Source organism: Gluconobacter sp. OJA (assembly GCF_039638325.1).
In the GTDB taxonomy this organism is placed as follows: Bacteria; Pseudomonadota; Alphaproteobacteria; order Acetobacterales; family Acetobacteraceae; genus Gluconobacter; species Gluconobacter cerinus.
The window spans coordinates 2119696-2140965 of sequence record NZ_JBDIWI010000001.1 but is presented as its reverse complement, the minus strand read 5'-3'; the positions used below and the strand labels follow the sequence as shown (position 1 = coordinate 2140965).

The following is a 21270-nucleotide window of genomic DNA, read 5'->3' as shown; positions in this document are numbered from 1 at the left end:
ACTTCGGGAAGGCGGGTCAATTGGCTGAGGTGATCTAACGGTACTCTCACGGAGTGCTGACATCCGTGAGAGTACACATGCTACAGTTAAGTTCGGCTTTGGTTAGGCAGAAGCATCTTCAAGTTCCGCCTGTGCTTCGAGCCAGAGCTCTTCTGTTTTCTCCTGTGTCGCGTTCAGAGCAGAAAGATGAGCATTCAGCGACGCGATTTCACCGGGATTCCCTGACTGATAGAGCTCCGGGTCGGCAAGCTTGGTCTCAATTTTCTCTTTTTCCCGATTGATCTGAGCCAGCTTCGCTTCAGCATCACGAATTTTCCGGCGGAGCGGGGCCAGCGCTCGTGTGAGCTCCTTGCGGTCAATTTTCTTCTGGGGAGCTGTCGCCTGAGACGCCTCCTGCGAGGCCGGACGATTGGCGTTTCTGTTCCGCTCCGTATTTTCCGCTCTGGCCTTGCGAGCACGTTCGACCAGCCATGCCTTGTATTCCGCCATGTCGCCGTCAAACGGCGCAATGGTCCCGTCTTCAACCAGCCAGAACCGATCCGCCACGGATTCCACCAGATGGCTGTCATGGCTGATGAGGATTACCGCGCCCTCAAATTCGGAAAGGGCACGGATCAGGGCATCGCGTGCATCAAGATCAAGATGATTGGTTGGCTCATCGAGGATGAGAAGATGCGGGGCGTCACGAGTGGAGAGCGCGAGAAGAAGGCGTGCTTTTTCCCCGCCGGACAATTCTGAAACACGGGTTTCAGCGCGATTAACATCCAGTCCGAAGCGCGCGAGCTGCGAGCGTACGGCAACCGGCGTCGCGTCAGGCATGGCGCGGGCCATGTGGTCGATCGGTGTTTCAGACAGGATAAGTTCATCGGCCTGATGCTGCGCAAAATAGCCGATCTTAAGCTTTGGCGAATGATTGTAAGATCCCGCCATGGGATCAAGACGTCCGGCCAGTAGCTTGGCGAATGTGGACTTGCCGCGCCCGTTCTGGCCCAGAAGCGCGATTCGGTCTTCCATATCGAGCCGCTGGTTCAGCCCTTTGAGAACCACCCGTCCATCATACCCTAGACTGACATTGTCGAGGGTGATCATCGGTGGGGGAAGGGGCTGCGGTTCCGGGAATGAAAAGCGCGTCGGGGTGTCTTCTACTACGCTGTCAATCTGCGGAAGGCGCTCAAGCGCTTTCAGGCGGGCCTGAGCCTGTTTGGCTTTCGTGGCTTTCGCGCGGAAGCGATCGACGAAGGACTGCATATGCGCACGCTGTGTTGCAATGCGCTCAGCCATACGATTTTGCTGAAGGGCCTGTTCTGTCCGGATGCGCACGAAGTTGTCGTAGCCGCCGGGCGTCAGGCTGAGTTTCTGATGATCCAGATGAGCAATGGCATCGACTGTATTGTCGAGAAGTGATCGGTCATGACTGACGATCAGAGCCGCACCAGGGAATTTTGCGAGCCAGGATTCGAGCCAGAGGGTGGCTTCGATATCAAGATGGTTAGTGGGCTCATCCAGCAGAAGGAGATCAGGGCTGAGGAAGAGGGCCGTCGCCAGCGAGACACGCATTCTCCAGCCGCCTGAGAAGTCCGAGACCGAGCGAAGCTGCGCGTCCTGATCGAAGCCCAGCCCCGACAGGATAGCACCGGCACGGGCGGGGGCCGTGTAGGCGTCAATGGCAATCAGGCGCTCATGCACATCTGCGATACGGGCAGGGTCCGTGGCAGTCTCGGCTTCGGCAAGGAGAGCCGCGCGCTCGATGTCGCCTTCGAGCACAGTGTCGATCAGCGAGGTGTCACCAGATGGTGTTTCCTGCTTTACGCGGCCCATTGTGGCCCGATTTGCAAGCGTGATGGTGCCCCCATCCGGGGCAATATCCCCTGCAATCGCGCCAAGAAGTGTTGATTTTCCAGCCCCATTTTTTCCGATGAGGCCAATTTTCCGACCGGGGTCGACTGTCAGCGATGCGCCATCCAGCAGGGTACGGCCGGCGATGCGGAGAGTCAGGTCAGTGATGGTGAGCAGGCTCACGGGCGCCTCGATCAGTCGGGAAGAGTGAAAAAACCGCGACAGACCTATCAGGAACTACGAATTTGCTCTAGTGGAACGGCGGGATTTACCCCTTTGTCCAACAGGAGAAGAAAGATGGCTCTCGAGCGCACGCTTTCAATCATCAAGCCCGACGCCACGAAGCGTAACCTGACCGGCAAGATCAATGCCGTGTTCGAGGAAGCCGGTCTGCGCATCGTTGCTCAGAAGCGCATCCAGCTGACCGAGAAGCAGGCTGGCGCTTTCTATGCAGTTCACAAGGAGCGTCCGTTCTACGGCAGCCTCGTGTCCTCCATGCTCGCTGAGCCGGTTGTCGTGCAGGTTCTGCAGGCTGAGAACGCTGTTGCAAAGCACCGTGAAGTCATGGGCGCAACGAACCCGGCTGATGCAGCTGAGGGCACCGTGCGTAAGCTTTATGCTGAAAGCATCGAAGCAAACTCCGTGCACGGTTCTGACAGCCTTGAGAACGCGAAGAACGAGATCGCTTTCTTCTTCGCTGAGACAGAAATCCTGCCGTAAGGTCTGGGTTCTGCCAATGGAGAGCCGCAGGCTCTGTGGCTCTCCATTTCCAATGATTTGGGACGGTATCTGAACGCCCCGACTGGTCAGCCTTCACACGTTCCCGGTTCCGCTGTCATCCAGGCCCACTCTGCGGCATGATGATGGAAGAGAGGCATGGTTCGATCTGTGGGCAACGACGCTACAACTTCTTTCCTTTACAAATATCCGCTGGCTATCGTCTGGGGACTTCTGGTCTCTGCCTGCCTGATGTTTCTGGTGATTGCGACCCCGCCATTACAGGTCGCAGATGAGCCAAATCATTTTCAGAGAGCCATACAGATTTCTCAGGGACAGTTGATCGGCCATCGTTTCAGTGCCTCTGATAGCGGTGGTGTCATTCCTGAAGACAGCGTTGTATTCGCTTACAGATATGATGATCTCAAAGGTCGATATGAACGGAAAGTAGACTGGAACCGTATCTTCGGCAGCGCACCGTTAAGCTGGAAAAGTCCGAAGCGGGAAGCAGGCTTTCCAAACACGGTGATCTATTCTCCGATCTTTTATTTTCCATCAGTGGTGGGGATTGAAGTCGGCAAAAGACTTCATGAAGACATTCTAAAGTCCTTTTATCTGGCGCGCCTGTCCAACGCCGTCTTTTGCGTCCTTGCCGGAATGTTCGCCCTTGCGATTGTCCGTCAGGGACGACTGATTATTGCGGCATTTCTCTCAATGCCGATGTCGCTGTCGTTGTTCGCGTCCTGCTCTCAGGATGGGCCTTTGATCGCAGCCTGTGCAGTCTGTACGGCTCTTATGACTCGATTAAATGATGATTTCTGCAAGAACAGATGGTTCTGGCCGACACTCGCGCTTCTGATGGGATGCATTATTGCATCCAAGCCGCCTTATATTCTTATCGCTTTTCTACCGCTGATCATTGCTCCATGGGCAGCCTGGCGCTCGGCTGCGGGTGCGTGTGTGTTTGCCGCACTTGCTGCTCTGGCATGGTCGGTTATGGGCGTTCACTCAACGAAGATCCCTTTTCGCTCGTTAGATGACGTTGATGCGGCGCGTCAGCTACATTTCGTTCTTTCTCACCCGTTCAAAACAATCACAGTACTCCTGCACACAGTCAGGGTTTCTGTTCATTCCTTAATGGGTCAGTTTGTCGGTGTTCTGGGATGGCTTGATGCACGACTTCCAGACTGGTTTTACCAGTTCGAAGTCATGTTTTTCATTCTCGCAGGTATTTTCTCTTGTCTTTACCTGACAGGAAAAATTGGAAGAGAAGAGCTGCTGAGAAAGGCGCTCATATTTTGTGTATCCATTGGGACTGTCAGCACTGTCAGCCTTTCTCTCTATCTTATCTGGACCCCCGTCGGTGACAGTTATATTGGCGGTCTTCAGGGGAGATATTATATCCCTTCGGCCATTTTCTCAGTGCTGATCTTTCCTTTCGTATCAACGCCCCATTTTCTGTCCGTTGCTAAAGCAAAAGCCGTGGAAATTGCGCTTCTTACGGTGGGGCTATGGGTAGGATTTGGCGCTATCGTTCAGACGATACTGGCGCGGTATTGGTAATTGCCGGGACCATTTAATAGTGAGGGGACGGTTTCCGCGAAAGAAGTAGCCGACCCCTTGGATTTCTATGGGTTAATTCCAAAGACGCGCATAAATGCCGGTTGCTTCAATGCAGACATGCGCAACGCAAACGAAATAGGCGCCTAAAAGGCCCGCACAGACTGTTTGATACGTCTTGTTCTGGCGCGGCAGGAACAACAGAACGCCACTTAGAATAGCAGCACAGCTTATATAAAAATAACGTCCCTGAAGGCCGCTGACAGTGTCCTCTCCAAGGTGAGAGAACCCAACGTAGAATGCCAGAAGGGTTAAGAGCGAATAAAGCGCACCAAGCGCAATCAGGATTGCTCCGGACCGTGGACTAGCAATGGGCCGTTTGTCAGCGAGAGCCATTAGAACAATTAGAGCTATAGCTATATACCCAGTGCCTTCACCAATCTTGAAGAAAAGTGGCACTGGGCCGCCGCCAAAACGTCCCCATGCGTCCTCCCACCACCAGTGCGAGCCAACACGGTAAGTTTCAGCGATTTCCCGAACAAAAGACCATGGGTGCTTCAGCATGGTCAGGATCTGGACTTTAGGATCTCCTCCCGTATTCCAGTAATGCGCAGGCGTGAATGGGTAAATTCCGTTCCAGACAACGGCGGAGACAAGGCTCAATCCGACGACCGTCATACAGAATTGGATATATTTTCTCTGGGTCGGAAAGGAGTTCGTCGGCACAAGAAAGCAGCCGAGACTTAGAAAACTGCAGGTTAATTTGAAAAGCCCCAGCGGAGCGGCCAAAGCGATAATCAGCCGGATCCAGATTTTCCGGTCTTCGGGAGTGGCCATCCGGGCCCGTAGGCAGCAGGCGAGGAACAGCATTGATCCCAGATTGGTGACAGGATCGGCGCTATATGTTGTCGCCAGATGGAGGCTTGTTGGCGTGGTCATCAGGGCAAGGACAGACAGTCGCCCTACGGGCAGCACCGCAAGGACGAGTGCGAGCATCCCGATGTATCCAAACAGATTCCCTAAACGACCAGCGTAATATCTTGTATCCACGCCGCCATGTCCGGCATTGGCGATTATCATGGCGGCGGCGGAGGGAATATACATCAGTGGGGAATATGAAGCGGTCGAGGGGAAATGAACGACTTCCCGGTCTCTTTTGGAGTTCTCCCGATCCTTTGCAATCTGCGCAGCGACATTGCTGTCAGAAGGCTTGTGCTGGTCCCGGTTTGCATTGAAATAGCGCACCCAGGTCAGCATACTGGTGTCGAGCCCACCCCCGAACATATGCCCCGAATAACGCTGTGCCAGAAGATTTCCCTGAGCGATCTGTTGCGCGCGGTAAAAATGGAATTCTTCATCTACGCCACTAACCGGCGTGACGCGGTACACAAGAAAAACGCCGATAACGGCAATTGCGAGAAGATAAGCGAGTTCAAGAAGCCGCAGATTTGTTTTGCAGAACGCAAAAAATGACGAAACGGACTTCATATCAGTGCTTATTTCCTTGTTGGGGCACATGACCGACTGCCATCCGGGCTCATATGCACCCACTCAGAGTAAGGCAATCCGCAAATTATAAAACTGAGTTTTGGAAGTGCTGAGCGTTTTTTGCGGTCATTATCGGCAGGGCATTTAACTGAGAGGTGTCTTTAGTACACAGTGCCCAGATAAAATGAGGAGCGGGATGAAAGAAGAAATTTCTGTTCATCCCGCCGTCTGCTTACTGTCTGTTGATGTAGTTCTGTAGAACCGAAGGATACAGGGCATGTTCCTGTTCCAGTACGCGTGCAGCAAGTGTATCGGGCGTGTCACTCTTCAGAACCGGCACACGCGCTTGCCCAAGAATAGGCCCTTCATCTACCCCGGCAGTTACGAGGTGGACAGTACAACCGTGTTCGGTTGCGCCGGCAGCAATGGCAGCCTCATGCGTGTGCAGTCCTGGAAATGCTGGCAACAGACTAGGGTGGATGTTGAGCATCCGGCCATCCCAGGCGTTGACGAGATAAGGCGTCAGGACACGCATATATCCGGCAAGGCAGACGAGTTGGGCTCCAGAAGCGCGGATGGCGGCATCCACTTTGCGTTCATGAGCTTCGCGGTCTTTCCCGAACGCCTTGTGGTCAATGGCCGCCGTCTGGAGACCGGCCGCGCGGGCGACCTCCAGACCAGCCGCATCCGGCTTGTTGCTGAGCACGAGTACGATCCGAGCCGGAAAATCCGGCCTTTCACAGGCCTCGATCAGTGCACGCATGTTGCTGCCACGCCCGCTGATAAGCACAGCGATGGGCATTTTCTGCATCATGCGAAGGAGACCGGTGCCGTCAGGGCATAAGCCTCGTCGGAACGGACAACTTCACCGATCTGGAAAGCGCTTTCTCCGCGGGCTTCCAGTTCAGCCAGAACGCGCTCTGGCTCAGGAGTGACGAGAACCATGCCAATGCCACAGTTAAAGACACGGAGCATTTCATCAGCTGAAACATTTCCGGTTTCTGCCATCCAGCGGAATACGGATGGGACGACCCACGACGAACCGTCAATGCGAACACCCAGACCTTCCGGAAGGACGCGCGGCAGATTGCCCGGCAGGCCGCCGCCGGTAATGTGCGCGCAGCCATGGAGCAGGCCCTTGGCGTGCAGATCCAGCACGCTGCGAACATACAGCTTCGTTGGTGTTAGCAGGGCTTCAGCGAGTGTATGCCCTTCAGAGAAGGGAGCAGGATCGTTCCAGCCGAGGCCTGAACGGCGAACAACTTCCCGAACCAGAGAGAAGCCATTCGAGTGAACGCCTGAGGAGGGCATTCCGATCAGTGCGTCGCCTTCGCGGATGCCTGCGGGAAGGAGGGCGCCGCGTTCTGCCGCGCCGACACTGAAGCCGGCGAGATCATAATGTCCCGGTGCATACATACCTGGCATTTCTGCGGTTTCGCCACCGACCAACGCACAGCCGGACTCTGCGCAGGCATGTGCGATGCCCTTCACGACCGTTGAGGCATCTTCAATGGAGAGCTTGCCGGTCGCCAGATAGTCGAGGAAGAACAGCGGGGTTGCGCCTTGAACGACCAGATCGTTCACGCACATGGCCACGAGGTCAATTCCGACCTCATCATGCTTGCCGGCTTCGATCGCGACCATGAGTTTCGTGCCCACGCCGTCTGTGCAACTGACAAGGACCGGATCGGTGAAACCGGCAGCCTTCAGATCAAACAGGGCACCGAAGCCGCCCAGTCCGCCCATAGTGCCAGGACGGTTCGTGGCTTTGGCTGCGGGCTTGATGGCATCGACCAGGGCATCGCCTGCTGCAATGTCTACACCAGCCTGTGCATAGCTGGCGCCCTGTGAGGTGTCGGGCTGATCGGTCATGATGAAGCTTCCCGCTGGTTGACGTGACGCCGTTCTAGAGCATCCTGCACGCGGGCGGAACGCTTGAATTGAAGGCGTAACGGCATGAAAAGGGATGAGGGATGACAAAACAGGACGGACAGGAAGGGCACGCCATAAGCGATGCCGGACCTCAGATGGCCTTTCCTCTGCGTCGTCCGACCGCGATGACAGCTGAACGCTTCATCACGAGCCCTTCAAATGCGCCTGCGCGCGCATGGCTTTCACGCAAAGTGTGGCCTGATGGCCGATTGTGGCTCTGGGGGCCAGCGGGCACGGGAAAAACCCATTTGTTATCTGTCTGGGCGCAGGAGCATGATGCGACCATTCTGGATGCACGCCTGTTTTCTCACGCCTCTTCCGGAGGGCGCATTCGCGTAAGGGGAAACCTTGCGATTGATAACGCCGATTCGCCCGGCGATGAGGCAACCATGCTCCATCTGTTGAATGACGCGCTGACGCAGGGGGACCGGGTGTTGATGGTTGGGCGCCTTCCACCGTCACGCAGCCATGTCTCCCTGCCAGATCTGGGAAGCCGGCTCCGTGCGACCGCAACGACGGCCACGGGAGAGCCGGAAGACGATCTGCGTGCAACGTTGCTGCTTTCTCTTCTGGCGGATCGTCAGCTCGTTGTTTCGCAGTCCGTTACGGAATGGCTTTGGCGTCATCTGCCGCGCACGGGAAATGCTCTGGTTTCGGCGGTTGAGCGACTGGATGATGCGGCTCTCGCACGTGGAACTGCAATTACACGGGCGCTTGCGCGAGAAATGCTTCCCGATCTTCTGATGCCTGATATGTCAGAGGAATGACATAAAACCTACGTTTGACACACTTCTCCCAAGCCTTGATCTTAAACGGGTTTTGGTTCGAGCTTCCCGGAAGAGACCATCGTGACGACTGAAAATAATAAGCCAACTCCCCGTCGACGTTCGCGCAACCAGCCGCGAGAGGGGAATCTGACGCCAGCCGCAACCCGGGCCCGGCGGCGCAGAATGGTTGTTCCGACAGCTGAAGACTATGCTGACATGCCAACATCCCCAGCGCGGTTCATCAACCGGGAGCTTTCCTGGCTCGACTTTAATCAACGCGTCATTGAAGAAGCCGAAAGTTCGCGCAATCCGCTTCTGGAGCGTGTCCGTTTTCTCTCCATCAGCGCCAGTAATCTTGATGAGTTCTACTCGGTCCGTGTTGCGGGGCTGGTAGGGCAGGTCCGTGAAGGCATGGTTGTGCGCAGCCCGGATGGAGCAACGCCTGTTCAGCAGCTTTCGGCTGTGCGTCAGAAAGCCCGGTTCCTTCTCGCAGAGCAGCAGCGCGTCTGGCATCAGCTTGAAGGTGAGCTGAAAGAGGCCGGTATTTCCATCCTGTCGACCGAAAGCCTGGACGCTACGGATCTCGCACAGCTCTCAGCCCTGTTTGATGAGCGTGTTTTCCCGGTTTTGACACCGCTGGCCGTTGATCCGTCTCATCCGCTGCCGTTTATTCCGAACATGGGGCTGGCGCTGGTGATGCGGCTCAAAGACCCCGCCTCGGGCAAGCACGTCATGGACGGGCTGATCCTGCTTCCCGCACAGGTACCGCGTTTCCTGCGCCTTCCGTCCCGGGTTGGTGAAGGCAAGGACGCTACGGGTGAAATCCGCTTCATCCTGCTTGAAGACCTGATCAGCCTGTTTGCAGATCGCCTTTTCCCCGGTCTCATGATTGGTGCGGCCGGTGTCCTGCGGATTATCCGTGATACGGACGTCGAGTTTGAGGACGAGGCGGAAGATCTCGTTCGTTCTTATGAAACAGCGCTTAAGCAGCGCCGTCGTGGCGTCGGTATTCATCTGGCTCTTGATCACAAGCTCCCTGAAACGCTCGGGCGCGAAATGGGTGAAGAGCTGGGTGTTGGTGACGAAGATGTCGTGGTCATGCCCAATTTTGTGGGCGTTGTAGATCTGAAGCAGTTGATTGTGGATGACCGCCCGGATCTGGTTTTCCCACCGTACAGCCCACGCTTCCCGGAACGCATTCTGGATTATGATGGAGACTGCTTCGCAGCGATCCGGGCTAAGGACATTGTCGTCCACCACCCGTTCGAGAGCTTCGATGTGGTTGTGCAGTTCCTGCGGCAGGCTGCGCGTGATCCGAATGTGCTGGCCATTAAGCAGACGCTGTATCGGACCTCACGCGATAGTCCGATCGTTCATGCTCTGATAGAGGCGGCGGAAGCTGGAAAATCCGTCACGGCCATGGTTGAGCTGCGTGCCCGGTTCGACGAGGAAGCCAATATTCGTCTTTCGCGTGCGCTGGAAGCGGCTGGCGTACAGGTTGTTTTCGGGTTCGCGCATCTGAAAACGCATGCGAAACTGAGCCTTGTGGTGCGTCGTGAAAACGGAACACTGCGTTCTTACGCCCACTTCGGGACCGGGAACTATCATCCCATTACGGCCCGGATTTACACGGATCTGTCGTTCTTCACCTGCGATCCAAAACTTGCGTCAGACTCTGCGCGGCTGTTCAATTACATGACCGGTTATGCCACGCCGGAAAAAATGGACGCGTTAGCCTTCTCTCCCATGACGATCCGTTCCACCCTTGAACAGCTCATCCGTGATGAAATCGCTCACGCGAAAGCAGGCCGTCCCGCCCGGATCTGGCTGAAAATGAACAGTCTGGTCGATGCTGAACTGATCGACCTGCTTTACGAAGCGTCGCAGGCCGGTGTGAAGATCGTTGGGATCATTCGTGGAATCTGTTGCCTTCGCCCGGGTGTGCCGGGGCTGTCTGACAACATCGACATCAAGTCCATTGTCGGCCGTTTTCTGGAGCATGCGCGTGTCTTTGCGTTTGGAAATGGTCACCGGATGCCGTCGCATAAGGCAAAAGTTTTCATTTCTTCCGCGGACTGGATGGTGCGAAACATGGATTGGCGGGTAGAAGCAATGGTGCCTATCACCAACCCAACCGTCCACGCGCAGATTCTCGGCCAGATCATGACCATGAATATCAAGGACAACCTTCAGAGCTGGACGCTTTCCAAGGACGGGCGTTGGCATCGGGTGTCTCCTGGTGCACACCCGTTCTCCGCACACGAGTACTTCATGAACAATCCCTCCCTGTCTGGCCGTGGGTCGGCCGCACGGGAAAAAGCTCTTCCGGAGGCCCATCGCCCGCGCGAACGGCCTGACCGGATTCTGGAAGACTGAAACCTCATGTCATCATCTGCACAGCGCTCCGCCATCGTCGATCTCGGGTCCAACTCCGTTCGGCTCGTGGTCTTCGAAGGCGTAGCGCGCAATCCGCTCCCCATCTTCAATGAGAAAGTGACACTCAAGCTGGGGCGCGGTCTGGATGCAACGGGTCGTCTGAACGACGAGGGCGTTACCCTGGCGATGGACGTGTTGGGCCGGTTCCACACAGTCGCACGGGCCATGGGAGCGGAACCTTTCGAAGTTCTGGCCACAGCGGCTGTGCGTGACGCCTCCAACGGGCCTGACTTCGTTTCTGCCATCCGTGCAAGAATGCCTGGTGTAGCCATCCGTGTGCTCGAAGGCACTGAGGAAGCAGATTATGCGGCCCGTGGTGTTCTCTGCGGGCTGCCGGAAGCCAATGGTCTGGTTGCGGATATCGGCGGCGGCTCACTGGAGCTCATCCATGTTGCTGACGGACAATATTATGAAGCCCTGACAACCAAGCTTGGCGTCATTCGTCTTCAGGATCGGGCGAAGGGTGTTCTGCTGGAAGCTGAGCGGATTGCCTCTGAAATGCTTCAGGAGGTCAACTGGCTTCCGGGTATGAGTGGCCGCCCATTGTATCTGGTCGGCGGAGCGTTCCGGGCTCTGGCACGTCTTCAGATTGCACGGACGCAGTATCCTCTGAATCTTGTCCATCTCTTCACGCTTTCTGAGGGTGAAGCACGGGAGATGTCGGATTGGGTCATCGGTGCCTCAAAACGAACTCTTGAAAAACTGCCAAATGCCCCACGCAAGCGGTTGGGTGATGCGCCCTTCGCTGCGGTCGTCCTCAAGTGCCTGATGGAACGTGTTCGTCCGTCCAAAGTGGTCTTCAGCGTGGACGGCCTGCGGGAAGGCTGGTACATGCGACACGTCGCCTCCTCTGTCGCCGGGGAGGATCCCATGACGACGCTGGCGGAGGAAATGGCGGACCGTTTGGCGCGAAGCGTGACGCTCTCCAAGGCGCTCGTGGATTGGACGACACCGATTTTCCGGGGTGAAACACCGTCCCAGAAGCGTCTGCGTCAACTGACCTGTACCCTCTCGGATATCGGATCATACGATCATCCGGAATATCGTGCTGAACAGACCTATCAGCGTGTGATGCATTGTCACGGCGTGGGGTTCGAACACACGGCCCGTGCATTTATCGGCCTGACCCTGGCCGTGCGTTATGAAGTGGCGATGGACGCTCCACTGATTGAGCCCTCGCGCCGCCTTCTGTCCCGCTCTGAAATTGATCGTGCTGTGAAGCTGGGTCTGGCGCTGCGTCTGGCCTATACGCTGTGCGCGGGAACGGAAGTGTTGCTGGAAGAATGCCGCCTGCTGGTGGAAGAACCTCAGCTTGTGCTGATCCTCGGTGCACGGAGTGTGCGTGCAGCAGGAAGTGCAGTCCGTCGACGCTTTGAACGATTGGCCGCAGCCATGCAGCTTGAGGCTCAGGTAAGGGAAGAATGAGTTTGAGAATGAAGATCGGGACTAAGGCTGCATTGGGACTGTGTGCGGCCCTCACGATTGGGGCCGGCCTTGTCGGTTGTGGCAAGGTTCCTGGGCATGACCGTAACAAGTTGTGGGAGCTTGTTGGAAGCCGTTGCGCGAAGGATGCCCAGCATCATCCGTGTGCAGTGTATGATCCGCAGGACGGTTATGCTCTTCTGAAAGATCTGGCCGGGCATGGTCAGTATCTGCTCATCCCCACGCGAAAAGTGCCTGGGATCGAAGATCCTTCGTTGCTTCAGACTGACACGCCAAACTATTTCTCCGAAGCTTGGGCCGAACGTCACCGGGTGTCTGAGGGATATGGTTTTCCCGTTTCAGACGATCACCTTTCGCTGGCTATTAATTCCCGTGATGGCCGGACGCAGGACCAGCTCCACATTCATATTGACTGTCTGACGCCCTATGTCCGTGGGGAAATTGACAAGAACATGATTGGTGAGGACTGGACCCCGGTCTCCCTTTACGGTCATCCGTATCGTGCCAAGCTGGTGCAGACCCTTGATCAGTCGCCTTTCCGGCTGATCGGTGCGGAGAATATGGGTGATCATACGATCGTGGTGACACCGGGCCATCATGGTGGCTTCGTCATTCTCGACGATGTCGCTCATGCTCTGGACCGTGCATCCGGTGAGGAAGTTCAGGATCACAAGTGCAAGATTGATGATCCAAAACACAAGAGCATGCATATGGACGGCATGGAGCCGGGCATGCACATGAACGGGATGATGTAACCCTCCATCTTGTTCTCTGCCTTCGGGACTGGCATGGTTCGATCATCCTCGAACACTTGTTAATCCCGGAGATTGCCCGTGAACTGGCCTTTATTGGCGCTGGCCGTGGGCGCGTTCGCCATCGGAACCACCGAATTCACTCCGATGGGTCTTCTGCCTGTCATTGCACAGGGCCTTCAGGTTACTGTCCCGAAAGCGGGCGGACTTGTAACGGCCTATGCTGTAGGCGTGATGGTCGGCGCGCCTTTCATAACTCTTCTTCTCGCAAGACTTCGTCGGAAATTCGCCCTGACGCTCCTGATGGGGCTTTACGTTGCGGGGAACCTCCTGTCTGCCGTTGCAGGAAGCTATGAGCTTCTGTTCGCTTCACGCGTTCTGACCAGTCTGGCGCACGGTGCGTTCTTCGGGCTGGGCGCTGTCGAAGCGTCTGCCGTTGTTGCGCCAGAGCGCCGGGCGAGTGCCGTTGCAACAATGTTCATGGGGCTGACGGTCGCCAACATTATCGGCGTCCCGGCTGCCACGTGGCTTGGCATGAATTTCGGCTGGCATATGGCCTTTGGTGTGACGGCCATTCTGGGCGTTCTGACCATGATTGCCGTGCAACTGGCTCTTCCGGCCCGTGAGGCTGGTCCTGTTCCAGACGTTGCCAGTGAACTCAAGGCGCTGTTGAGGGCGAATGTTCTGCTCGCTTTGACCACGACGGCCATCGGGGCAGGGGCCATGTTCGTGCTCTACACGTACATCACGCCTATTCTTCAGCACATCACGCATGCCAGCCCACTGGTCATCACGGTTGCCCTGATGCTGACGGGCGTTGGATTCTCCATCGGAAATGCGATTGGTGGCCGCAGCGCGGATCGTTCTCTGGATGGCAGTCTGCTGATGTTTTTTCCCATTCTGGGTGCCGTCATGCTGCTCTTCCCCTGGGTGGCTCAAACCGTCCCAGGTGCATTGATCGCAACACTCGTTTGGGGCGCGGCGACATTTGCCTTGATGCCAGCTCTTCAGATGCGGGTCATGCAGGCTGCTCACGATGCACCAGCCCTGGCATCCTCGGTCAATATCGGTGCCTTCAATCTTGGCAATGCGATCGGGGCCGCTCTGGGTGGTGTCGCCCTGTCCATGGGGTTGGGTTATCCCGGTGTTTCCGTTATCGGAACGGCTCTGGCCCTGGTTGGGGTCGGTCTTGTTCTCTTTTCGCGAAAGGTGGCCCCGCCATGACCCGTTCCTTTCTGCTCGCCACCGGGCTTTTCTTCAGTGCGGCTCTCACGCCATTTGCAGCTTACGCCGAGCAGCCTGCCAACGTTGGTGACGCTGTCATGGCTGCCAGCGCGTATCACGATAGTGGTGACTACCAGCACGATTTTGACACGGTGATCGCACAGGCTCGTCACTGGGTGTCCGAGCGGGCGCCTCAGGTGCACAAGCCAGCTATTGTTCTCGATATTGACGAGACGACACTCTCCAATTGGGACGAGATCCGTGCGGACAACTTTGGTTATATTGCCAATGGTCCCTGTGATGCGCTGCCGAAAGGCCCTTGCGGGGCGATTGCCTGGGAAAAGAGCGGCCGTGCTCCGGCGTTCGCTTCCACCCTGGCTCTGATTAATGAAGCCGAGCGAAATCATGTCGCTGTGTTCTTCATCACAGGCCGTCATGAAGACGAGCGTGAAGCGACGGCACGCAATCTTCATCTGGCGGGAATCAAGCATTGGGACGGGCTGGATCTACGCCCAATGACATCTCATGGGTATGCGGCGCACTATAAGGCACCAGCGCGCGCTGCCATCGAGGCCAAGGGGTATACGATCATTGCAAGCCTGGGAGATCAGCCTTCTGATCTTGCGGACGGACATGCAGAGAAGGGCTTCCTTCTCCCCAACCCGTTTTATCGCGTTCCCTAAGACATATCTGTTTTCGGTATAAAAAAGGTGCTCAGGAGAAAATCCGGAGCACCTTTTTTTTGTGGCTTCAAAACGACTTTAGAAGACGTTCCAGATAGTCCAGTTCACCCTGAGGGCGGGTTCTGTCGGAAGCGCGACGACGTAGTTCACGTTCGATATCCCGTGCCCGATCACGGGCGTTACGATCAGGGATGTGGGCGTCCGAATCCTTGCCGCTCTGGCCTTCGCCGAGCTTGCGGCCCAGTGGATCCTGATCCTTGCGGTCTTCGTCCCCGTCGTCATCATCCCCGGCGTCAGGCTGATCGCCTCCGTCACCCTGCTGTCCAGCCTTGCCATGCTGCTGTTGCCCAGAGCCACCACCACCCATGGATGGGATGAAACTCAGGCTTCCGCCTTTACCTTGGCCAGATCCGCCGGACTTCTGGCTCTGGCGCATCTGCTTTCCGGCCTCAGACAGATCCGCGAGAGCCTTCTGTTCTGCCGTAAGTGCCTGATCATCCTTACGGTCTGCCAAGGCCTTGCGGGCATCTTGCATATCCGCTTTTGCCTTGTCGAACGCAGTGGCAGGCTTGCCTGTCAGGTCTTTTACCCGACGGCCAAGAATTTCATCCACGCGAGAGAGTGCACGCTGAAAGGCATGATCTGCGCGGCGTTCAGGCGACTGCGCCGCGACTGTCGCAGGATCAACAGGCGCTGCCGGTTTTGGAGATGCTGACTGTTCCATATTTGGCGGAGGCTGCATTCCAAGCTGGCGCAGCAAATCGGCTGTAGACATCTGGCTGATGTCTTCATGGCCGTCCTGCTGGTCAGGCGGCAGAGCGGCCTTGCGGGCAGCAGACAAACGGGACTGTGCATGATCCAGCAGGGTCGTTTCCCGATGAACCAGATCATGGAGGGCGGCACGTTGTGCGCGTGCCTCTTCCTGAGCCTTCATCTGAGCCGCGAGGGCTTTCAGATCTTCCGGCGTGGCCTGACGCATATGCTCGGCCATGTCTTCCATCTGCTGGAGTTTACGTAATGCTTCATCCCCATGCCCCTGCGATGCATCGTTCTGAAGGCGCTGCATCTGATCCGACCATGGATCAGCAGAGCTTGTGCCGGATTGCGGCATCATGATGCCGCTCTGGGCTGCCTTCTGAAAAAGAAGCTGCATGCGGTGATTAAGGGCGTCCTTGAGAGCTTTCGTGCGCTTCTGAAGCTCTTCCTGTTCAACCAGAGTATGGCCTTTATCTCCCAGAGACTGCATGTGATCGAGCTGTTGCTGAACACTCTGCTGTGCTGCCCGGACGGCCGCGGCTGCATCCGCAATTTCCGGCCCGTCCCGACGGAGATCATCGAGATACAGAGCTAGTGCCCAAAGCTGCCCTGGCACCTGTTCCGCCGCTCCTTCAGGAGCATTGGACTGCAGGGAAGCAATATCGAGGCCAAGTGGGGCGAGGAGGGCGAGGACATCCGTTGTCTGCGTCAGGAGCTTCAGTTCGTCTGCCGCCTGCTGCGGACGTTCCTGTCCCAGCATCAACCGGCGACGCAATGCGACAATGGCTCGTGCCAGTGGGTCCGAAAACTTCCGGGAACCTAGGTGGAAGCGTACAAAAGCACTGTGGTTTTCCCGGCCGGAAACACTAACGGCATGAAGGCGGCCTTCGACTTCCATTCCGGCAAACGGGTCCGAAGAAAGATCTGGGCGTGCCTCTCCCTTCGCATCTTTGGGGTGTCCATTCAGTGGCACTGGAACACGCACGACGCGGCCTTTGGGCAGGTCAGGCAGTCGGATTTCCGCTTCCAGAGAGGCTACGCCATAAGTCTGCTGAACGTGCCAGGGAAGGCTGGTGCGCCAGTCATCTTTCTGGGGAGCGGGTTTTCCGTCCCAGGCTACGACTGGGGGCAGATCCGGCTCGACGTTCACGCGCCATGAACCCAGCGTGCGGCCGCGGGCTTTTAGCGTGACCGTGCCGGTCTGCTGCAACGTGGCTTTTTCGCTCCAGCTCTGTTCGTCCAGACGGTCATGACTGATGGAGGTCGCCCCCCGAAGAACCGGACGCCCGGATGTGCCTGTAATGGTCGCATTCAGAATGGCACCCTGAGGAACGTGGATGGGATTGCCCTGCTGCGTTTGAGACAGAAACACTGGCGCGCCGGGAGCGTAGGATGGTCGGTCGATCCAGGCCTGAACGGACGGGAGCGGAATACTGTCGTCATCGACACCGGGCACAAGGCCAGCGTGCAAGCGGGATTGGGAATGTGAGCCGCTCAGAACGGCCGCAATGGCAAGGGCTGCGACTATAGAGGCAAGCCCGAGTTTTTCCTGCGTCGTGACGTCTGGCTTTGGCAGGCTGACCTTAAGCGGTCCTAGAGAGGAAACTACACGTTGAACGTGCTGCGTCCAGATGGCGCCTTGTTCGCCATCTGCTGCGTAGGCGGGGCGGTCTGCTAAGGTCAGAAGGGGCTGATAGGCCAGGCGAGAGTCGCGCTCGATCCGACGATCAACCTGAGCATCCGTAGGCTGCGGGATAGCACGCAGGCCTTTGATGCCCAGCCAGAAGGCAGTCCCTAAGACTGTGAGCTCGAAAAGAGCGTGTAACCAGTCAGGCAATGACTGGGGAATGCGGGCCAGACAGGCCAGCAGATAGAATGCCGCGAGAAGCAAAGACCAGCGCAGAGCTGGCCAGGCGTGTTCCCACCACAGAACGCGTCGAGCGCGACGGCGGACGGAAGCTAGGCGAGCTGCTGCGGCAAACGAATCAGCCATGGGCGGGCAGGAGCCAGTCCGGAATAGTTTCTGCGGCGATCAGGTCTTCGACGCTCTGGCGCTGGCGAATGATCTCCCAGCGACCATTATCGACCAGAACCTGCGCAGCAAACGGCCGGGAATTATAGGTCGAACTCATGACGGATCCGTATGCTCCCGTGTCCAGAAGGGCGACAAGATCTCCGCGCTTCAGGGAAGCGGGCAGAACCCGGTCCTTGGCAAAGATATCGCTGCTTTCACAGACTGGTCCCACCACGTCCCACGGTTTGAGTGCATCGTTGAATGCCGCCGGAGCGACGGGCAGAATACCGTGCCAAGAATCATAAAGCGCAGGACGGGCGAGATCGTTCATTGCCGCGTCGATCACGACGAAATCCGGATTGCCAGCTTTTGTTTCAATCACGCGGGACAGCAAAATTCCGGTTGGTGCAGAAAGCCAGCGGCCGGGCTCAATGCTGAGCTCTACCCCAAGGTCTCCAAGTGTTTCGGCAATGACACCGGCCAGCATTTCCGGAGGTGGAGCGATTTCATCCTGATAGCGAATGCCTAGCCCACCGCCACAGTCCACTGTTTTGACGGTATGCCCTAGGGCACGAATTTCCCGAACCATATCGGCCAGACGGGAATAACCCTGGCGAAATGGCTCGGCCGTCAGCATCTGACTGCCAAGATGAACCGCCAGGCCGACAAGCTCCACATGCTCCAAAGCAGCAGCTTCGGCGTACAGTTCAACCGCGCGACGATGTTCAATCCCGAACTTGTCTCCTGCGCGGCCCGTGCTGATCTTGTCATGCGTCTGTGCGTCGACATCCGGGTTCACGCGGAGTGCTGCCGGAGCGATCTTGCCACAGGCCCGTGCAATATCGTTCAGGCGATAAAGCTCTTCCACGCTCTCGACATTGATCTGCCGGATGCCGTGTTCCACTGCTGCGTGAAGTTCAAGATCCGATTTTCCAACGCCTGAAAAGACGATTCCATCCGGCTTGATCCCGGCATGTAGCGCGCGGGTCATCTCTCCACCGCTCACGATGTCCACGCCATAGCCACATTCGCGGAGGATCGTGAGTGTGGCTTGATGATCCTGTGATTTCATCGCGAAATGGAAATGCACCGGCAACTTGCGGGCTTCAAAAGCAGCTTTGAGCGCGTTTGCACGGCGACGCAGAGTGCCTGCTCCCGTGATCCAGCAGGGGGTTCCTGCTACGGCGGCGATGACATGCAGAGGCACGCCTTCAAAAAGAAGACCATCGCGCGCATTGACCTCCAGAGGAGGGCGGCTTGTCAGAAGGTCGTTGAGCGTGGGTTCGGAAGAGAGAGCATTCATGATCTTCCTACCGTATCGTGGACGCTTGGATGTTCCAAGCTGTTCACACAGGCGCTAGTGTCTGAATTATGATGGAAGAACTGATCTCCCGGGCTCTTGAAGCCCGATCCCGGGCCTATGCGCCATACTCCCGCTTTCAGGTTGGCGCGGCCCTGCGCTGTGAGGGCGTGGTTCATTCAGGCTGTAATGTCGAAAATGCAGCCTATCCGCTTGGAACCTGTGCTGAAGGGGGGGCCATTTCGGCCATGATTCTTGCCGGGGGACGACGCATTGAGGAAATCGTGATTGTAGGTGGTGGAGATCAACCCTGCACACCGTGCGGTGGCTGTCGGCAGAAACTCCGTGAATTCGGCCTGCCTGATCTGAAAGTGCACATGATTTCGCCCTCAGGAGCTTTGCTCCTGACACGTACCCTCGCGGAATTGCTGCCTGACGCATTCGGTCCGGACAATCTGGAATGAAATACTGGCCCTGTTTTCTAGGACTGCTGGTGGTAGGAACGGTCTGTGCGCAGCCTCTTCCGTCTCTGCCCGGTCTTGGGGACGGGGCCAGACGTGAACTGATTGACGTCCGTGCGGCGCCCTGGCGAATTCTGGGGCGTGTACAGACTGAACTCGGCGTTAAATGTACGGGTTTTGCCGTAGCTCCCAATGTGGTCATGACGGCAGCTCACTGTCTCTGGCTGCCGAAAATGCACACTTACATACGGCCGAGCGATGTTCATGTGCTGATGGGATACTCGCGGGGCTCATACCGCCAACATGCTCATGTTGTGCGATTCATTATCCCACCCGGATACGACCCAAAAAACGAATCCGCTACCGGGGCCAGTGATCGGGCAACACTGTTGCTGTCGGAACCAGTCATCGCGACGCGGGATCTTCTCCCGGCGATTCCTGTGCAGGATGGCGCAAGGGCAATGCTGGTTGGGTATTCGCAAGATAGAAACGAAGTGCCTTTCGGCGATCTGGACTGTCATATCAACGGAGTGACAGTCAGTGGTCTTGTCCATCACGATTGCGAGGCGACAAAAGGAGTAAGCGGCGCTCCGCTTCTGCTTCAAAAGCCGGACGGAACGTGGGGTATCGGCGGGCTTGCTGTCGCGGCAGATGTGGGGCCAGGTGGGTTGGCCGCTCCACTTGTTCCTTAGTTGATGGCGGAAGAATTTTCATAATTCTGCAAACATCGCCTGCATGACGCGTTTGAAGGATCGGGAAACATGATCTTTGGTGTTCCCCACTTTTTATTCGGTCCGGAAAGGGGCACTTTATGTATGTCATGGCAGGGAAAGGAACGGCGTCTGTCGGGCAGTCTCGTGGCATGCATGCGAGCAACGCCTATCTGACGCACCGCAAGAATGTGCTGGTTGTTGAAGACCAGGCCCTGTTGCGCTTTCTGGCTGCGGATATGCTTGAAGACGCCGGCTATAACCCGATTCTTGCTGCTACTGCCGATGAGGCGATGGATATTCTTTCCAAAGGTGAGACAGTCGATCTCGTCTTTTCGGATGTGAACATGCCCGGACGGCTCAACGGACTGGATCTGGCTGAGACAGTTGGAGCTCGCTGGCCGCAGATCGGCGTTGTACTGACGTCAGGTGCTTATCTTCAGGAAAAGCGACCTTTGCCAAACAAGGCGATGTTTCTTCCCAAGCCATACGAATGGGAAGACGTCTATCGTGCTCTGAAAGCACTGCAGCACTGATTTTTGTGAAGATGTTGTGTGGTGCACCCGAAAGGACTTGAACCTCTAACCCCCAGATTCGTAGTCTGGTGCTCTATCCAGTTGAGCTACGGGTGCGAACACTGTATGTTTTTGGCAGAGCCAAAAGTAAGATGGTGCACCCGAAAGGACTTGAACCTCTAACCCCCAGATTCGTAGTCTGGTGCTCTATCCAGTTGAGCTACGGGTGCGTCTTGAGGCGGGGTTTTACAGGCGGTTTCAAAACCTGACAACCCCCCTCTGAAAATTAATTTCTACTTTCTTGTCATGGTGATGTGAGCACGGCAGGCACTGGAACCAAAAGTGCCACCAATCGCCTGACCAACGGGATATCCGTTAAAAACCAGCGCGGTCGGACGGCCGTTCATGTCCTTGCTGGCAAGCTCTGCGTGATAGTGATGAACGCCGGGCTGATAGATGCCAGAGAGCACTTCAGACCCATCTCCCGGTGTGAAAACGATCTTTCGCCCACGAATATCAAGTGTGGACGTGCGTTCTGTAGGGCAGGAGCCCTGATCCGTGACGAGAGCGCCTACCCAACGGCCTGATGGATCATTTCCAGGATCAGGAGTGGCGCAGGCTGCCAGAAAAGCCATGGCAGAAAGAGAAAAAAGAGCAATCGGACGCATGTTGTGCC

The 21270-nt window shown here is 56.7% G+C and carries 18 protein-coding genes and 2 tRNA genes; 11 read left to right on the top strand and 9 right to left on the bottom strand.

Features of this window, described 5'->3' with window-relative positions; translation table 11 throughout:
- Positions 1 to 102 precede the first annotated feature (102 nt).
- Positions 103 to 2019, bottom strand: coding sequence for an ABC-F family ATP-binding cassette domain-containing protein (locus ABDK75_RS09715; RefSeq protein WP_346005714.1), 1917 nt, complete (start codon positions 2017 to 2019; stop codon positions 103 to 105).
- A gap of 114 nt (positions 2020 to 2133) precedes the next feature.
- Between ABDK75_RS09715 and ndk the strand changes: the two genes are divergently transcribed.
- Together ndk and ABDK75_RS09705 are read left to right on the top strand one after the other, a co-directional pair.
- Positions 2134 to 2556: a nucleoside-diphosphate kinase gene (gene ndk / locus ABDK75_RS09710; protein ID WP_046899630.1), complete on the top strand. Its 423-nt coding sequence runs from the start codon at positions 2134 to 2136 to the stop codon at positions 2554 to 2556.
- Positions 2557 to 2712: 156 nt separating this feature from the next.
- Positions 2713 to 4116: a DUF2142 domain-containing protein gene (locus ABDK75_RS09705; protein ID WP_346005713.1), complete on the top strand. Its 1404-nt coding sequence runs from the start codon at positions 2713 to 2715 to the stop codon at positions 4114 to 4116.
- 72 nt (positions 4117 to 4188) lie between these two features.
- Here ABDK75_RS09705 and ABDK75_RS09700 read toward each other — a convergent pair whose 3' ends face one another.
- From ABDK75_RS09700 to purM, 3 genes are all read right to left on the bottom strand, one after another.
- A complete protein-coding gene (locus tag ABDK75_RS09700) occupies positions 4189 to 5601 on the bottom strand; it encodes a DUF2142 domain-containing protein (RefSeq protein WP_346005712.1) in 1413 nt (470 codons plus the stop codon).
- Positions 5602 to 5833: 232 nt separating this feature from the next.
- Positions 5834 to 6415: a phosphoribosylglycinamide formyltransferase gene (gene purN, locus ABDK75_RS09695; protein WP_346005711.1), complete on the bottom strand. Its 582-nt coding sequence runs from the start codon at positions 6413 to 6415 to the stop codon at positions 5834 to 5836.
- Positions 6412 to 7473, bottom strand: a complete 1062-nt coding sequence (purM, locus tag ABDK75_RS09690; protein WP_099210328.1) for a phosphoribosylformylglycinamidine cyclo-ligase — start codon at positions 7471 to 7473, stop codon at positions 6412 to 6414. The genes purN and purM overlap by 4 nt, the downstream gene beginning before the upstream one ends.
- 155 nt (positions 7474 to 7628) lie before the next feature.
- Here purM and ABDK75_RS09685 point away from each other — a divergent pair, with 155 nt between their 5' ends.
- From ABDK75_RS09685 to ABDK75_RS09660, 6 genes are all read left to right on the top strand, one after another.
- Positions 7629 to 8300 carry an HdaA/DnaA family protein gene (locus ABDK75_RS09685; protein ID WP_046899863.1) on the top strand — a complete coding sequence of 224 codons (672 nt, stop codon included), beginning with the start codon at positions 7629 to 7631 and terminating at the stop codon, positions 8298 to 8300.
- Positions 8301 to 8483: 183 nt separating this feature from the next.
- Positions 8484 to 10676, top strand: coding sequence for an RNA degradosome polyphosphate kinase (locus ABDK75_RS09680; protein WP_099210326.1), 2193 nt, complete (start codon positions 8484 to 8486; stop codon positions 10674 to 10676).
- 6 nt (positions 10677 to 10682) lie between these two features.
- Positions 10683 to 12161 (top strand): Ppx/GppA family phosphatase, encoded by a 1479-nt coding sequence (locus tag ABDK75_RS09675; protein WP_346005709.1) that lies wholly within the window; start codon positions 10683 to 10685, stop codon positions 12159 to 12161.
- An 8-nt stretch (positions 12162 to 12169) separates the two neighbouring features.
- Positions 12170 to 12934: a CDP-diacylglycerol diphosphatase gene (locus ABDK75_RS09670; protein ID WP_099210322.1), complete on the top strand. Its 765-nt coding sequence runs from the start codon at positions 12170 to 12172 to the stop codon at positions 12932 to 12934.
- Positions 12935 to 13012: 78 nt separating this feature from the next.
- Positions 13013 to 14155 carry an MFS transporter gene (locus tag ABDK75_RS09665; RefSeq protein ID WP_046899622.1) on the top strand — a complete coding sequence of 381 codons (1143 nt, stop codon included), beginning with the start codon at positions 13013 to 13015 and terminating at the stop codon, positions 14153 to 14155.
- Positions 14152 to 14838, top strand: coding sequence for an HAD family acid phosphatase (locus ABDK75_RS09660; protein ID WP_346005708.1), 687 nt, complete (start codon positions 14152 to 14154; stop codon positions 14836 to 14838). Before ABDK75_RS09665 ends, ABDK75_RS09660 begins: the two co-directional genes overlap by 4 nt.
- Before the next feature lie 67 nt (positions 14839 to 14905).
- Here ABDK75_RS09660 and ABDK75_RS09655 read toward each other — a convergent pair whose 3' ends face one another.
- Together ABDK75_RS09655 and lysA are read right to left on the bottom strand one after the other, a co-directional pair.
- Complete coding sequence (locus tag ABDK75_RS09655) at positions 14906 to 17587, bottom strand: DUF4175 family protein (protein WP_346005706.1); 2682 nt, start codon at positions 17585 to 17587, stop codon at positions 14906 to 14908.
- Positions 17580 to 18911 carry a diaminopimelate decarboxylase gene (lysA, locus tag ABDK75_RS09650; protein WP_346005705.1) on the bottom strand — a complete coding sequence of 444 codons (1332 nt, stop codon included), beginning with the start codon at positions 18909 to 18911 and terminating at the stop codon, positions 17580 to 17582. Before lysA ends, ABDK75_RS09655 begins: the two co-directional genes overlap by 8 nt.
- A gap of 68 nt (positions 18912 to 18979) precedes the next feature.
- Between lysA and ABDK75_RS09645 the strand changes: the two genes are divergently transcribed.
- The 3 genes from ABDK75_RS09645 (at position 18980) to ABDK75_RS09635 (ending at position 20615) form a co-directional block, all read left to right on the top strand.
- Positions 18980 to 19372, top strand: coding sequence for a cytidine deaminase (locus ABDK75_RS09645; protein ID WP_346005704.1), 393 nt, complete (start codon positions 18980 to 18982; stop codon positions 19370 to 19372).
- Complete coding sequence (locus ABDK75_RS09640; RefSeq protein ID WP_346005702.1) at positions 19369 to 20061, top strand: trypsin-like serine protease; 693 nt, start codon at positions 19369 to 19371, stop codon at positions 20059 to 20061. The genes ABDK75_RS09645 and ABDK75_RS09640 overlap by 4 nt, the downstream gene beginning before the upstream one ends.
- Positions 20062 to 20189: 128 nt before the next feature.
- The gene (locus ABDK75_RS09635; protein WP_233126240.1) at positions 20190 to 20615 is read left to right on the top strand and encodes a response regulator; all 426 of its coding nucleotides are present in this window, start codon (positions 20190 to 20192) and stop codon (positions 20613 to 20615) included.
- A gap of 19 nt (positions 20616 to 20634) precedes the next feature.
- Here ABDK75_RS09635 and ABDK75_RS09630 read toward each other — a convergent pair.
- From ABDK75_RS09630 to ABDK75_RS09620, 3 genes are all read right to left on the bottom strand, one after another.
- A tRNA-Arg gene (locus tag ABDK75_RS09630) sits at positions 20635 to 20711 on the bottom strand.
- A gap of 36 nt (positions 20712 to 20747) precedes the next feature.
- Positions 20748 to 20824 (bottom strand) — tRNA-Arg (locus tag ABDK75_RS09625).
- A 63-nt stretch (positions 20825 to 20887) separates the two neighbouring features.
- Complete coding sequence (locus tag ABDK75_RS09620) at positions 20888 to 21262, bottom strand: hypothetical protein (RefSeq protein WP_086634037.1); 375 nt, start codon at positions 21260 to 21262, stop codon at positions 20888 to 20890.
- Positions 21263 to 21270 lie beyond the last annotated feature (8 nt).

Coding starts and splice junctions, on each gene's coding strand:
- ndk (WP_046899630.1), top strand. CDS start 2,134: ATGGCTCTCGAGCGCACGCTTTCAATCATCAAGCCCGACGCCACGAAG.
- ABDK75_RS09705 (WP_346005713.1), top strand. CDS start 2,713: ATGGTTCGATCTGTGGGCAACGACGCTACAACTTCTTTCCTTTACAAA.
- ABDK75_RS09700 (WP_346005712.1), bottom strand. CDS start 5,601: ATGAAGTCCGTTTCGTCATTTTTTGCGTTCTGCAAAACAAATCTGCGG.
- purN (WP_346005711.1), bottom strand. CDS start 6,415: ATGATGCAGAAAATGCCCATCGCTGTGCTTATCAGCGGGCGTGGCAGC.
- purM (WP_099210328.1), bottom strand. CDS start 7,473: ATGACCGATCAGCCCGACACCTCACAGGGCGCCAGCTATGCACAGGCT.
- ABDK75_RS09685 (WP_046899863.1), top strand. CDS start 7,629: ATGGCCTTTCCTCTGCGTCGTCCGACCGCGATGACAGCTGAACGCTTC.
- ABDK75_RS09680 (WP_099210326.1), top strand. CDS start 8,484: ATGGTTGTTCCGACAGCTGAAGACTATGCTGACATGCCAACATCCCCA.
- ABDK75_RS09675 (WP_346005709.1), top strand. CDS start 10,683: ATGTCATCATCTGCACAGCGCTCCGCCATCGTCGATCTCGGGTCCAAC.
- ABDK75_RS09670 (WP_099210322.1), top strand. CDS start 12,170: ATGAAGATCGGGACTAAGGCTGCATTGGGACTGTGTGCGGCCCTCACG.
- ABDK75_RS09660 (WP_346005708.1), top strand. CDS start 14,152: ATGACCCGTTCCTTTCTGCTCGCCACCGGGCTTTTCTTCAGTGCGGCT.
- ABDK75_RS09655 (WP_346005706.1), bottom strand. CDS start 17,587: ATGGCTGATTCGTTTGCCGCAGCAGCTCGCCTAGCTTCCGTCCGCCGT.
- lysA (WP_346005705.1), bottom strand. CDS start 18,911: ATGAATGCTCTCTCTTCCGAACCCACGCTCAACGACCTTCTGACAAGC.
- ABDK75_RS09645 (WP_346005704.1), top strand. CDS start 18,980: ATGATGGAAGAACTGATCTCCCGGGCTCTTGAAGCCCGATCCCGGGCC.
- ABDK75_RS09640 (WP_346005702.1), top strand. CDS start 19,369: ATGAAATACTGGCCCTGTTTTCTAGGACTGCTGGTGGTAGGAACGGTC.
- ABDK75_RS09635 (WP_233126240.1), top strand. CDS start 20,190: ATGGCAGGGAAAGGAACGGCGTCTGTCGGGCAGTCTCGTGGCATGCAT.
- ABDK75_RS09620 (WP_086634037.1), bottom strand. CDS start 21,262: ATGCGTCCGATTGCTCTTTTTTCTCTTTCTGCCATGGCTTTTCTGGCA.